The 12,743-nt window shown below is 37.3% G+C and carries 10 protein-coding genes; 6 read left to right on the top strand and 4 right to left on the bottom strand.

Features of this window, described 5'->3' with window-relative positions; genetic code table 11:
- Nucleotides 1-16 precede the first annotated feature (16 nt).
- Complete coding sequence (locus QRE67_RS25510) at nucleotides 17-640, bottom strand: YczE/YyaS/YitT family protein (protein ID WP_286122937.1); 624 nt, start codon at nucleotides 638-640, stop codon at nucleotides 17-19.
- A 119-nt stretch (nucleotides 641-759) separates the two neighbouring features.
- Here QRE67_RS25510 and QRE67_RS25505 point away from each other — a divergent pair, with 119 nt between their 5' ends.
- The 6 genes from QRE67_RS25505 to QRE67_RS25480 all read left to right on the top strand — a co-directional run bounded on the left by QRE67_RS25505 (nucleotide 760) and on the right by QRE67_RS25480 (nucleotide 9,515).
- Nucleotides 760-1,737, top strand: coding sequence for a LacI family DNA-binding transcriptional regulator (locus QRE67_RS25505; protein ID WP_286122936.1), 978 nt, complete (start codon nucleotides 760-762; stop codon nucleotides 1,735-1,737).
- Between the two features lie 83 nt (nucleotides 1,738-1,820).
- The gene (locus QRE67_RS25500) at nucleotides 1,821-2,633 is read left to right on the top strand and encodes an SGNH/GDSL hydrolase family protein (RefSeq protein ID WP_286122935.1); all 813 of its coding nucleotides are present in this window, start codon (nucleotides 1,821-1,823) and stop codon (nucleotides 2,631-2,633) included.
- Entirely contained in the window at nucleotides 2,630-3,547 is a 918-nt protein-coding gene (locus QRE67_RS25495) for an ABC transporter ATP-binding protein (RefSeq protein ID WP_286122934.1), read from the top strand. Before QRE67_RS25500 ends, QRE67_RS25495 begins: the two co-directional genes overlap by 4 nt.
- Nucleotides 3,540-4,532 (top strand): ABC transporter permease, encoded by a 993-nt coding sequence (locus QRE67_RS25490; RefSeq protein WP_286122933.1) that lies wholly within the window; start codon nucleotides 3,540-3,542, stop codon nucleotides 4,530-4,532. Before QRE67_RS25495 ends, QRE67_RS25490 begins: the two co-directional genes overlap by 8 nt.
- A 19-nt stretch (nucleotides 4,533-4,551) precedes the next feature.
- Entirely contained in the window at nucleotides 4,552-5,229 is a 678-nt protein-coding gene (locus tag QRE67_RS25485; protein WP_286122932.1) for a uracil-DNA glycosylase, read from the top strand.
- A gap of 503 nt (nucleotides 5,230-5,732) precedes the next feature.
- Nucleotides 5,733-9,515 (top strand): PA14 domain-containing protein, encoded by a 3,783-nt coding sequence (locus tag QRE67_RS25480; protein ID WP_286125378.1) that lies wholly within the window; start codon nucleotides 5,733-5,735, stop codon nucleotides 9,513-9,515.
- Nucleotides 9,516-9,573: 58 nt separating this feature from the next.
- On the opposite strand, the gene QRE67_RS25475 is transcribed toward QRE67_RS25480, so the two are convergent.
- The 3 genes from QRE67_RS25475 to QRE67_RS25465 all read right to left on the bottom strand — a co-directional run bounded on the left by QRE67_RS25475 (nucleotide 9,574) and on the right by QRE67_RS25465 (nucleotide 12,653).
- A complete protein-coding gene (locus QRE67_RS25475; RefSeq protein ID WP_286122931.1) occupies nucleotides 9,574-9,867 on the bottom strand; it encodes a DUF3817 domain-containing protein in 294 nt (97 codons plus the stop codon).
- A 352-nt stretch (nucleotides 9,868-10,219) separates the two neighbouring features.
- Nucleotides 10,220-11,041: a Cof-type HAD-IIB family hydrolase gene (locus tag QRE67_RS25470; RefSeq protein WP_286122930.1), complete on the bottom strand. Its 822-nt coding sequence runs from the start codon at nucleotides 11,039-11,041 to the stop codon at nucleotides 10,220-10,222.
- A gap of 328 nt (nucleotides 11,042-11,369) precedes the next feature.
- Nucleotides 11,370-12,653: a purine/pyrimidine permease gene (locus QRE67_RS25465; protein ID WP_286122929.1), complete on the bottom strand. Its 1,284-nt coding sequence runs from the start codon at nucleotides 12,651-12,653 to the stop codon at nucleotides 11,370-11,372.
- Nucleotides 12,654-12,743: the final 90 nt, after the last annotated feature.

The raw sequence follows: 12,743 nt of genomic DNA, 5'->3' as shown, positions 1-12,743 counted from the left end.
AAAAGCCTATTGAAAGTTACATGCTTTCAATAGGCTTTTTTACGTGGAGTATTTTTGTGCCAATATGAATAAATGCTTGAATAATCCATCCGGTCGTAAAGGAAAGAATAATGGTTCCAAAATAAATAGGGCCATCTAATAAGAAACTAATCGTTAAGAATAAGAAGGCGAGTGAAATTTCTGTCCTCCGAAATGTCCACTTTCTCTTCTCAGAAACAGTGAGAACGAATGCTTCTTGCGGAGCTGCACATAGTTGTGTAGACACATACACTCCAATTCCAGCCCCGACAAATAGATTTCCGCATACAAGTGTTATATATTTTGGAAGAGAACGAATGAAATCCATAATGATGTCGATAGAACCAATAGCATCCACAAAAACAGAAATCAGGATCATTGTAACAATTGTTCCTATCGTAATATACTTTTTATTCAAATAGAGTACGATAAGTGTAAAGGCAAAGTTAATCATAAAAATCCAAAAGCCAATGCTTACGCCAAAATTTTGATATAGCGCAATAAAGAATGAATCATACGGACTGAGTCCAAAAGAAGTAATCGTTGTCATCATGTTGATGCCGAGGGAAAGAATGAGTAATCCGCCAATAAAAAATATATATTCTAGTTTGAGTCTCATCATATGTGTCAAATCCTTTCTGCATTTGTTTGCTAGGAAAGGATACAATGTGGAAAGCTTACCAGGTCAAGCGGGAATTTTGTATGAAGGAATATGAAAAGGTTTAAGGGGGAGATTGAAACATGACAAATATAAAGAAAATCGCTGAAATAGCCGGTGTATCAGTTTCGACTGTTTCACGTGTGTTAAACAATCATCCATATGTTAGCGATAAAAAAAGGAAAGAAATATTAGCGATTATTAAAGAGTTTAATTATACCCAAAATGTGAATGCAATTCATTTAGTTAGAGGGAAAACAAATGTAATAGGTGTACTATTACCTCATGTAAATGATCAATATTATAGTGCAATTATCGAAGGAATTTCTAAAGAAACGGCAAAGAAAAATTACAATATGATGCTTTGTCAGACGAACTACAGTGCAGAAAAAGAAATTGAAATTTTAAATATGTTAAAAATGAAGAAACTCGATGGCGTAATTATATGCTCAAGAATGAATGAATGTGAAATAATTGAAGAATATACAAAGTTTGGACCAATCGTAACATGCGAAGAAATGGAGTCACAAACTATTTCCAGCGTACACATTGATCATTACAAAGTATTTTCACTCGGGATGAAATATGTAATAAAAAATGGACATACCCACATTGGATATTGTATCGGAAGAGATAACAGTGTAAATAGTCAAAGAAGAAAGCAAGCTTATTATGAAGGTTTACAGTCTATATGTATGAAGCCTCGGAAGGAGTGGGAGTTTACAGAACGTTTTACGGTAGAAGATGGACGCGAAGTGATAAGGGAATGGCTTCAATTGCAGGTGAAACCGACTGCCTTGCTCGTTTCGTGTAACCCGATTGCAGCTGGAATTGTAACGGAAGCGCAAAAGCAGGGAGTTCGTATTCCAGAAGACGTTGCCATTATTGGGTGTGATGATCAAGAGGTGGCCGACATATTAGGAATTACAACGATTGCACATTCGAGTAAAGCAGTTGGTACAAAAGCATTTGAAATGTTATATGAGAAGATTAACGAGGAAAAGATGGATGTAAAGAATATCGAGTTATTGCCACAATTGATAGAGAGGAAGACAACATAATAGACGAAGTGGGAAAATCGCTTTTCAAAAATGCGTTTGATATAATTATGAACAATCTATGAGGATTAAAAAGGGGTTTTGACATGAGATCAAAATTAGTAAAGGGAATTCTACTCATTACAATTGCATCTTTTTGTTTATTTGCTTACGGTTTTATTGCTGGCGTGGGTGATGTGTTAAATCCAAAGGCTTCCAAGCTAATTACTCCTACAGAGCAAAAACAAGCAAAGGGGAAGCAGCAGTCTGGAACATTACAAGTCGTTAGTTTAGGTGATTCTTTAACGCGCGGCGTTGGCGATAAAGAAGGAATTGGTTATGTTGGACGTATGAAGGATACTTTGCAAAAGGATTATAAGCAAAAGGTGGCGCTAACGAATTTAGCAGTCAGCGGTGCAAAAATGCCGGACTTGTTAAAACAAATGGAAAGTGGCGGCGCTCAGTATTCGATTAAACAAGCTGATCTCATCGTGTTAACAATTGGAGGAAATGATTTATTTCCAGGCTGGGAATCACTCGGAAAAATGGACTTAGAAGCGTATCGTCCTGATACAGCAACGTTTCAAAATCAAGCGAAGCAAATTTTAGCGGAGCTTCGAAAGTTAAATCCCAATAGTCCTATTTATTGGCTTGGTTTGTATAATCCTTTTGAAGATGTAGAAGATTTAAAAGGTTCTTCATCAATTGTTGTAGATTGGAACGCATCTTTAGAGAAGTTAGCATTAGATGATAAAAATGTATACATTACGCCAACCTTTGATCTATTCCAAAATCAAGGTAAGGAATTGTTATACTCAGATCATTTCCATCCGAACGAAACAGGCTACTCATATATGGCAAATCGCTTATTACAAAATATTGTAAGTAAGCTACAGCTAGATGGAGGAGAGGCGAAATGACAACAGTATTATCGGTAAGAAATGTGAAAAAGGTAATTGGAAAAAGGACGATTGTAGAAAATATTTCATTTGATGTGAAACAAGGAGAAGTATTTGGTTTCTTAGGCCCAAATGGAGCAGGAAAAACGACGACGATTCGGATGTTAGTTGGGTTAATAAAAGCGACCGAAGGAAACATTTCCATCGGTGGCTACGATATTAAAGCAGATTTTCGAGAAGCGATGCGACAAATTGGTAGTATTGTTGAAAATCCTGAGCTATATACATATTTAACAGGCTTTGAAAATTTAAAGCAATTTGCACGTATGCTTGGTGGCATATCAGATGAACGTATTTTTGAAATTGCAAGAATGGTTCATTTGGATGAACGCATTCATGACAAAGTGAAAACGTATTCTCTTGGCATGAAGCAGCGTCTTGGTATTGCTCAGGCCCTTCTTGGAAATCCGAAGCTTCTTATATTGGATGAACCGACAAATGGACTTGATCCTGCTGGTATAAGAGAAATGAGGGAGTTCATACATACGCTTGTAAAAGAAGAAAATATGAGCGTTTTTATTTCGAGCCATTTGCTGAGTGAAGTGCAAATGATATGTGATCGTGTCGCGATTATTCATAAAGGAAAAGTGATTACGGTGGCTCAGGTTGAAGAGTTGGTAAAAACAGCAAGCGACCGTGTTGAATGGATCGTTACACCGATTTCAAAAGCAAAGGTAATGTTAGAGGCTTCAGATCGAGTAAGTGAAATAACAATAGAAGAGTCCCGCTTATTATGCCGGATGGATATAGCATCTATTAGTGCTTGGAATAAACGCTTTGTAGAAAGTGGCATAGATGTGCATAGCGTGAAAGAAATTGTGTTTACACTAGAAGATTTATTTATTGAACTCACAAGGAGTGAGAAGCATGCGTGAATTTGCGAATCTTGTTTTAAATGAATCAGAAAAAGTTTACCGGAAGAAACGTATTTTGGTAGTCATGCTCATATTAGCAATTTTGATTCCGCTATTTGTTTATGCACAGTATCGCGAAGTACAAACGACGCAAAAACGTCTTGGTACGAGTGATTGGAAAGTATCACTTCAGCAGCAAATTGTTGATTCGCAAAATCGTTTAAACAATTCTAGGCTACCAGAAGAGTGGCGTGATTGGCTGAAAGTACGCGTGGAGCAACAACAATATTACTTAGATCATGATATTAACCCAACTGCACCAGGGGCACCGACATTTGTACGGGCGTTCATTGAACAAGGAATTACGTTATTTATTCCACTACTTGTTATGATTGTTGCGATCGATATTGTATCGGGAGAACGTAGCGATGGAACAATGAAAATGCTTCTGACCCGGCCAATTCGGCGCTGGAAAATCCTACTCAGTAAATATGTTACGATGCTACTGTTTATATCGCTCATCCTGCTTCTCGTTGGAATTTTTGCATATGGATTATCAGGCATTGTTTTTGGCTATGCAGGCTGGAATTTACCTGTATTAACAGGGTTTGTAATAGATAAGGAAACGTTGAATACAAACTTTGTTCATCTTATTCCGCAGTGGCAATATATTTTAATGGCTTATGGACTGGCATGGTTTGTTGCACTTGTTGTTGGAACAATTTCGTTTATGGTTTCCGTTCTGATTCGAAATACACCAGCTGGTATGGGAGTCATGCTCGCGGCATTAATTGCCGGTGGTATTTTAAGTTCTTTTGCAACATCTTGGGAAGGGGCAAAATACATTTTTAGTGTGAACTTATCATTAACAGACTATTTGTCAGGGAAGTTACCAGCACTGCAAGGCCTATCCATGAGTTTTTCATTAATGAACTTGACGGTTTGGGCGATTGCCGCACTTATCGTTTCATTTGCGGTGTTTACAAAGCAAGATATGGTAAATTAAATGGACAGGAAGTGAAGAGATGGAAAACGTATTAAAGAATGATTGGGAGCCGTTGCTCGCACCAGAATTTGAGAAACCGTATTATGAAAAACTAAGACAGTTTTTAAAAGAAGAATATCATACGCATGTCATATATCCGAATGCACATGATATTTTTAATGCACTGCATTATACAGGCTATGAGAATACAAAGGTTGTGATTTTAGGACAAGATCCGTATCATGGGCCAAATCAAGCGCACGGTTTAAGCTTTTCCGTACAACCGGGTGTAAGAACGCCACCATCTTTGCAAAATATGTACAAAGAACTGCAGGCAGACCTTGGTTGTGAAGTACCGAATAACGGTTATTTAGTAAAATGGGCGCAGCAAGGTGTGTTACTGTTAAATGCAGTACTAACTGTACGGCAAGGAGAGGCAAATTCTCATAAAGGCAAGGGATGGGAACACTTCACAGATCGCGTGATTGAACTGTTAAACGAACGTGAGAAGCCAGTGATTTTTATCTTGTGGGGACGACATGCACAAGCGAAGAAAAAACTAATTACAAACGCAAATCATTATATTATTGAGTCCGTCCATCCAAGTCCATTATCGGCAAGACGTGGTTTCTTTGGAAGTCAGCCGTTCTCAAAAGTGAATCACTTCTTATCTAACATGGGCGAGAAAGAGATTGATTGGCAAATTCCGAATCTATAGAGGGGAACGGAGTAACTGCAAAGAAGTTCTCCGTTCAGTAACGTCTTATTAGGGAAAATTGGCGATATTCGTCAGTAGAGGTATGTGTATGTCCTAATTGTAGGAAATTAGAATTTTTTTCGGAATGATGTAAATAAAAATGGTGATTAATTGAAAAAGAAGATGGAAGACTACAAGTTGGAAATGAACTTAATTTGTAGTCTTTTTTTATTTGGAGAGAGAAAATACATAATCGTTCAGCTTTTCACTGTTAGAGGATTTGTACCATATTTCAACTGTATTTTTCAGAAAATTAAAGAAGATAGGAAAAGAGAGATTTGATATTATAATATTCGTATAGCTCTTATGCAGCTTTTCGCTGTTAGAGGACTTGTACCATATTTCAACTGGATGTTCCAGAAGATTAAAGAAAAGAGGCGAAGGGGGGATTTGATATTACGATATTTGTATATTAAACTATCGGAAAAAAATTCATAGAAAAGGAGTATGTAAGAGTGAAGAAAATGTGGTACGTACCTATAGCAATAGCGGGTATATTCCTTACTTCAGTTGTTGTAGATGCAGATGCTGGTACGTTTACACAACGTGGTGGAAATGTGCATTATAATTGGGGATATGACAAACCGAAACCGGAAGTGTCAGCAGACCATTTTACTGCTATTTTTGATCAATCTCAATCGTTAAAAGCTGGTGATTATTTTATACATACACTGGCAGACGATCGTGTGAAAGTATCGTTTGATGGAAAAAATGTCATTGATCGTTGGCAGGATGAAGCAGGGAAAATTGATCGTACAATTGTCAAAAGTGTAACAGATGGGAATCATAAGATTCAAACAAAATTCTATGAAAATACGGGAAAAGCTGCTGTATTTTCAGATATTGTTCCTTTTGATCATTGGTTAGCTTATTATTATCCAAATAAAAATTTAGAAGGCTATCCAGTAGATGCAAAAGTAATCGCACCGCTAGGAAATGAAAAGAAGTTATCTGAAGATAATGGTTATGGTTCACCAGCCTCAAAGGTTCCAGCAGATAATTTTTCAGCGCGTTATACGACTGTAAAACGCCTTCCAGCTGGAGAGTATGTCATTCGTGGACGAGTTGATGATGGAGTTCGCGTATTCATTGATGGGAAATTAGTACTCGATCGTTGGGGTCCAGGTTGGTCAGAAGAAGATGCTCGAAAAATTCGTATCGATGACGGGACTGCAGGATGGGCATTTGGAAACGCAAATGAAAAAGATACACATTTAGTAGAAGTTCAATATTTAGAAGTAGCAGGTGGAAGCCAAGTTGATTTTAGTATTGAGCCATATAAAGAAGAAATAAAATCAAAGAGTTGGATTGGTGAATTTTACAATAATAAATCATTAAAAGGTGATGCAGTTGTTGTTGGAGGCGATAAATCCTCTGAAAAAATAAATTCACTTAATTTTAACTGGGGATATGGAGTACCACATAAATCTGTTCCAGCAGATAATTTTTCAGCACGTTTTACAAAGGTAGCTCGCTTTGAAACAGGCGATTACATGTTTACTGCAAAAGCAGATGACGGTATACGGGTATATGTCGATGACAAGATTGTTATTGATTCTTGGAAACCGAGTGATAATGAGACTCGTAAAGTGAAAGTACCTATGAAGGCCGGAGATCATAAGGTTAAGGTAGAGTACTTAGAAGCAAGCGGAAATGCTAATGTCCAAGTAGACTATAATAAAGTTCCTGGACCATTTTATCAAAAAGGCGGGAACGCTCATTACAATTGGGGATATAGCGGCCCTACTCCTGCGTATCCAGATGATGACTTCTATGCTAAATTTGATCAATCTAGAGATTTGAACGCTGGTGATTATTTTGTACATACATTGGCGGATGATCGAGTAAAAGTTTCTTTTGATGGAAAAAACGTTATTGATCGTTGGACTGATAAAGCAGGGGAGATTAATCGTGCTCTCGTTACAAATGTTTCACAAGGGAATCATAAAATTCTAACAAATTATTATGAAAATTCGGGTCAAGCGGCTATTTTCTCTGACTTTGTTCCTTTTGATCATTGGTTAGCTTATTACTATCCTAATACGGATTTAGCGGGTTACCCAGTAGATGCGAAAGTAATCGCACCGCAAGGAAGTAACAAAAAGTTAGCTGAAAATAATGGAACTGGCGCACCAACTTCAAAGGTTCCAGCAAATAATTTCTCAGCTCGTTATGCAACTGTCAAGCGTCTTACAGCTGGCGATTATGTGATTCGTGGACGTGCAGATGATGGTATTCGTGTCTTTATTGATGGAAGGCTTGTAATGGATCATTGGGGACCAAACGGATATACTGAATATGCACGCAAAATTCATATTAATGATGGAACAGCAGCTTGGGCATTTGGAACAACAAATCAAAAAGATACCCACTTAGTGGAGGTTCAATATTTAGAGAAAACAGGCTCAAGCCGTGTAGAATTTAGTATAGAGCCATATCGTCAAGGTACCTATCCGTCTAGTTGGTTAGGTGAATTCTATAATAATAAAGATTTAAAAGGCGAATCAGTTATTATTGGTGGCAATAATGCACTACAGAAGATCAATTACTTGAATTTTGATTGGAAATACGGTGCGCCAATTTCAGGAATTAAAGCAGATGATTTCTCAGCTCGATTTACAAAAACAGAATACTTTGATGGTGGAGATTATACATTCTCTGTTAAAGCGGATGATGGTATTCGTGTTTATGTAGATGATCGTGCTATTATTAATTCTTGGCAATCTAGTGATAGTGGTATCCGTAAAGCAAAGGTATCATTAACAAAAGGCCAGCATAAATTGCGAGTTGAGTATTTTGAAGGAGGAGGTCAAGCGAATCTAGCGGTTGATTACTATATTGATAAACCGTACGAAACGCTAGATTTACGTAAGCCTTCGAAAGTAACAGCACAAGAAATTAATAACTATGTGAGTAATAAAACAAACGGTTCCAGTCCGCTTATAGGGTATGGACAAGCTTTCATTGATGCTCAAAATAAATATGGTATAAATGCGCTATTCTTAGCATCGCACGCAATTTTAGAATCTGGCTATGGTAAATCGGAAATTGCTTATCGTAAACATAACTTATTTGGACTTCGTGCGGAAGACTCCGATCCATTCGGCTTAGCGCGCTACTTTACTAACTTTAAGGCAAGTATTAATTATAATGCTGCCTATGTAAGGGAGTATTACGTAGAGCCTGGGCATTGGCAATATAAAGGGGTAACTTTACAAGATATAAATGCAAATTATTCAACGGATAAAGGTTGGGCAACCAAAATTGCGAACCTTATGGAAGAAATCCATCCATATAGTCCACAAGAATATAATGGAGTAAATATTATCAATCAGAATGGTGAAGAGGTAGTTGATTCTCACAAACTTCCAAAAGATATTCCGTATACAAACTATGAATCAAATACAAAAGGTCAATTAAAACAAACAACGAATGAGTTTCGTTCTGCACCTTGGCCATATCCGACAAGTTTTGGTAAACCAAATAATGTATTGCGGACACTTTCACAAGGAACGGTAGTTGATGTGTTACAAAAAGATCCAAATAAATGGATTAAAATCCGTGTGAATGGTCAAGAAGGATGGGTACCTGAATCACTTATCAAAATTAATGAAAATGTTGATCCGTTAAATGGAAAAGCAATTATTATTGATCCTGGTCATGGTGGTGTAGATAACGGCCATGAAGGTTTAGGTAACGGAATGGACGAAGATGCAGTTGTATTAGATGCTTCTTTACGAGTTCGTGAACTATTTAATCGTAAATCACCATTTAAAGTATTACTAACTCGAGATGGAGATTGGAGACCAGGTAACACTGCTGCAGAATCATTAAAAAAACGTGTGGAATTTGCTCAACAAAATAACGGTGATATTTTTGTAAGTATTCATGCGAATGGCTTCAATGGTGATGCTAATGGATCAGAATCGTACTATTGGAGTGGTCGTAGTAGTAGATCTGGCAATCCGCATGTAGAAGAAAGTAAATTACTTTCAGAAAAAATTCAAAAGCGTTTAGTGGAAGCCTTAGAAACGAAAGATCGCGGCGTGAAAGAAGGAGATTTACACGTACTTCGTGAAAATACAATGCCTGCGACTCTTATAGAACTTGCATTCATTGATAATGAAGCAGACAATGAAAAACTTGTTTCTGAATATTGGAGACAACGTGCTGCAGAAGCAATCTACTCTGGTATTTTAGATTACTATGAGTCGAAGGGTATTAACGTATCAGCTTATAGATTATAATTCAAAAGGGCTTATCAAAAGGTAGTATAATATACCTTTTTGATAAGCCTTTTCTTTTTTAATTTTGTTCATTTTTTAGTTTTGCATCTAGTACAAACGTACCAAATGGGATAACAGACGCAATAAATGCACCAAGACCCCATAAAATAGACTTGCGATGTACAATCATGACTTGAATCACAGCAAAGACGAATAGTACGAATAGTACGCCGTGAGCCATGCCTGTAATAGAGACAGCTTTCGAGAACCCAGCAAAATATTTTAACGGCATTGCAATAAATAACAATAGTAGAAAGGAAATTCCCTCGATTAATCCAATCGCTCTTAATCGCCCAATCGGTGTAGATAACATGAAATGGCCTCCTTATAATATGAGCTTGTATATAGAGAATGTTCGAAAAGTCCGGTAAAGATAGCGGCCCTATTTCTTCGTTACGTCGCCACTCCGGTACTCATGTAGTTCGAGCTACACTCCGTACCCTCCTTTTTGAACACGTACATATAGTAAATTTGTATTCTTTTTCAAAATAAAATAGTCTATTTTATTTCATTATATCCAAAAATAAACTTTGCACTATGTGAATGTTGTAAAGTTCGAAATATCTTCACAAAGTTATTTAAATTTAAATAAAAATCCCTTTGAAGTATTTGACTTAAAAGGGATTTTATGAATGTATTTGGAGTTGAATAGGTTTAACTACTTTTTATACAAGTACTTTGCTATTTAAAACAAACTTTTCTACAACTTTCGCAACGCCATCGTTCATATTTGTATCAGTCACGTAGTTTGCAATCTCTTTAATATCAGCTGGTGCATTGCCCATTGCAACGCCAAGACCTGCAAATTCAATCATTGCCTGGTCGTTGTAGCTGTCGCCCATTGCAATTACTTCTTCACGCTTGATACCAAGTTTTTGGATCAGTTGATTCAAGCTTGTTCCTTTCGTGACACCAGCCTCTGTGAACTCTAAGAAAAATGGTTTAGAACGCATCACGCTTAGCTCACCTTCTAATTGTTTTTGTAGTTTCTCTTCTACTTTCACGAGATGTTCTGGATCTTCTACCATTAATACTTTTACAACAGGCTCTTGCACTGCATTAGTGAAACTATCAACCTCAATAATTGGCATGCCTGTAATAGTAGCTTCAATTTCTGTATATGAGTTATTTGCTTCTGTTATGATGTCATCGCCAACATACGTATGAATCCCAACATTCTCATCAAGGCTGATTTTATACAGATTGTGAACGATTTCAGGGGATAACGAACTGCTGAACAACTCTTCATCTGTTTTACAGTTTATAATTTTGGCACCGTTAAACGATAAGATAAAGCTCCCGAAGTCTTCTAGGCGAAGTTCATTTGCAATGTGACGCATTGCAAATGTTGGACGGCCTGAAGCCAGTACAACTTTTACTCCTTGCTCTTGTGCTTGCATTAAGGCTTGTTTCGTACGTGGTGAAATTGTATGGTCATCGCGAAGTAATGTATCATCTAAATCTAGAACAATCATTTTATAAGACATATAGAAACGCCCTTTCTATGTTGAAATAATATATAAATACAAATTAAAAAACCGACATAAAACCCTTCTTTTAAGGTGGGAGAGAGCATCCATTCATGCATAGAAGCGGTCAGATCCTTTTCCTGCCCCTGCCCCATTCCGAGTGCAGGTCATCTTTTGTTATCCATAGCCGCGGCTATATGTCGAAAAATCAAAATGGATTTATATAGAGTGATCTCCGTATTGTTACAAAGAATTATCATGGGCGAACAAATCGTGCGGCCTATGATAATTCTATCCTATCGTAACAACTCTTAAAGTAGAGTGCAATATAATGAGGTTTTCTAATTTACGATGCTTGTTTTTCTTTTGAACGAGAAAATAATACTTCGAGTAGAATGGCCATTACAGAACCGAGTACAAGGCCATTACTTAAAAAGGATGCTAAAAACGGTGGAAGTGTAGAGAATGCTTGTGATGGTACAAACATAACTCCGATTCCTGTAAAGAGAGATAGACCAGCAACGCGGAATAAACGCTCTTTATCTTGCACCGTTTCATATTCTCGGAAAGCAAGGCCAATCATGCTTGCAAATACAGGATAAATGGCAGCATACCCAACAGCCACAGGAATTGCTGCAAAGAACGATGTAACTTTTGGAAATATACTAATCAGTAAAATAAAGCTTGATCCTAGCATAAAAGGGAGTCGTTTATAAATATTTGTTGTGGCAATAAATCCAGCTGAACCTGAAATAGCAACTGGCCCAATGGCAGAGAAAAGACCACCAAGTAACTGATTGATACCTGTTATAATCCCAGCTTGTTTAAAACGATTTTCCACCGCATCTCCTTTATATTTAGAAACAACTTTCTGTACAACACGAATGCTTGCTAACATATTTGTCAGGAGCAATAACGTGACGAAGAAAACGGTAATTACCATATTCCACTCGATTCGAGGTGTACCAAAAACGAATAACGATGGAAGACGAATGATATCTGTTACTGGTGTGATTGGATTGGATAATCCGAAGAAGGCAAATAAAATCCATCCGAAGACAATGCTGAAAAGAACTGAATATTGTCCAATAATAGGTAGCTTCATAATGAAAAAAGATAGTAAAATAACAATAAATGAAAGAATGAGTACGTTTGCTTGCACTTCTGTATGTTGTCCATCCAGTCCAAACATTCCTTTTAGGAAGGAACCGCTGAGCTGAGCAACGAGAAGAAATAAATACGTTCCAATAACTGTTGGTGTAAAATAGCGAACGAGTTTGTCAATCAGTCCAAAAACGCTAAGAAGAATACAGATAATTCCACTTAGTAGGAATGCATATTGCAAGACGCGAAGTGTTTCGCTATTTGACCCAAATAATACGACACCCAAGCTTGCATACAGTGAGAAAATTCCCCACCAAAGACCAGCTGGTCCTTCTTGAATTGGAAGGCGGTGGCCAAATACAGCTTGCAATAGGCCGGCAAAACCAAGGACAAATAATGTTCTTTGGACAAATGCAATGGCTTCAGCACCCTCTAGTCCATAGCTGGCGGCAACGCTAATGGGGACAATTAGGCTACCAGCCAAAATAAACAATGCCCATTGCAGGGCAGAAAGAAATGTTTTCATTATATCAACCTCTTTCGTAGATTCCGCTTCTAGTATATACGTATTTTATTTCCTGTGGCAAAGATTGTAGGTAGAGAAAAGCGTTGAAAG

Source organism: Bacillus sp. DX3.1, assembly GCF_030292155.1.
GTDB lineage: Bacteria > Bacillota > Bacilli > Bacillales > Bacillaceae_G > Bacillus_A.
Note: the sequence above shows the minus strand (reverse complement) of the source record. Positions and strands in the feature narration are given on the sequence as shown.

What these genes read in the sequence shown, in the direction of transcription:
- QRE67_RS25510 (WP_286122937.1), bottom strand. Translation starts at nt 640, where the DNA reads ATGATGAGACTCAAACTAGAATATATATTTTTTATTGGCGGATTACTC.
- QRE67_RS25505 (WP_286122936.1), top strand. Translation starts at nt 760, where the DNA reads ATGACAAATATAAAGAAAATCGCTGAAATAGCCGGTGTATCAGTTTCG.
- QRE67_RS25500 (WP_286122935.1), top strand. Translation starts at nt 1,821, where the DNA reads ATGAGATCAAAATTAGTAAAGGGAATTCTACTCATTACAATTGCATCT.
- QRE67_RS25495 (WP_286122934.1), top strand. Translation starts at nt 2,630, where the DNA reads ATGACAACAGTATTATCGGTAAGAAATGTGAAAAAGGTAATTGGAAAA.
- QRE67_RS25490 (WP_286122933.1), top strand. Translation starts at nt 3,540, where the DNA reads ATGCGTGAATTTGCGAATCTTGTTTTAAATGAATCAGAAAAAGTTTAC.
- QRE67_RS25485 (WP_286122932.1), top strand. Translation starts at nt 4,552, where the DNA reads ATGGAAAACGTATTAAAGAATGATTGGGAGCCGTTGCTCGCACCAGAA.
- QRE67_RS25480 (WP_286125378.1), top strand. Translation starts at nt 5,733, where the DNA reads ATGTGGTACGTACCTATAGCAATAGCGGGTATATTCCTTACTTCAGTT.
- QRE67_RS25475 (WP_286122931.1), bottom strand. Translation starts at nt 9,867, where the DNA reads ATGTTATCTACACCGATTGGGCGATTAAGAGCGATTGGATTAATCGAG.
- QRE67_RS25470 (WP_286122930.1), bottom strand. Translation starts at nt 11,041, where the DNA reads ATGTCTTATAAAATGATTGTTCTAGATTTAGATGATACATTACTTCGC.
- QRE67_RS25465 (WP_286122929.1), bottom strand. Translation starts at nt 12,653, where the DNA reads ATGAAAACATTTCTTTCTGCCCTGCAATGGGCATTGTTTATTTTGGCT.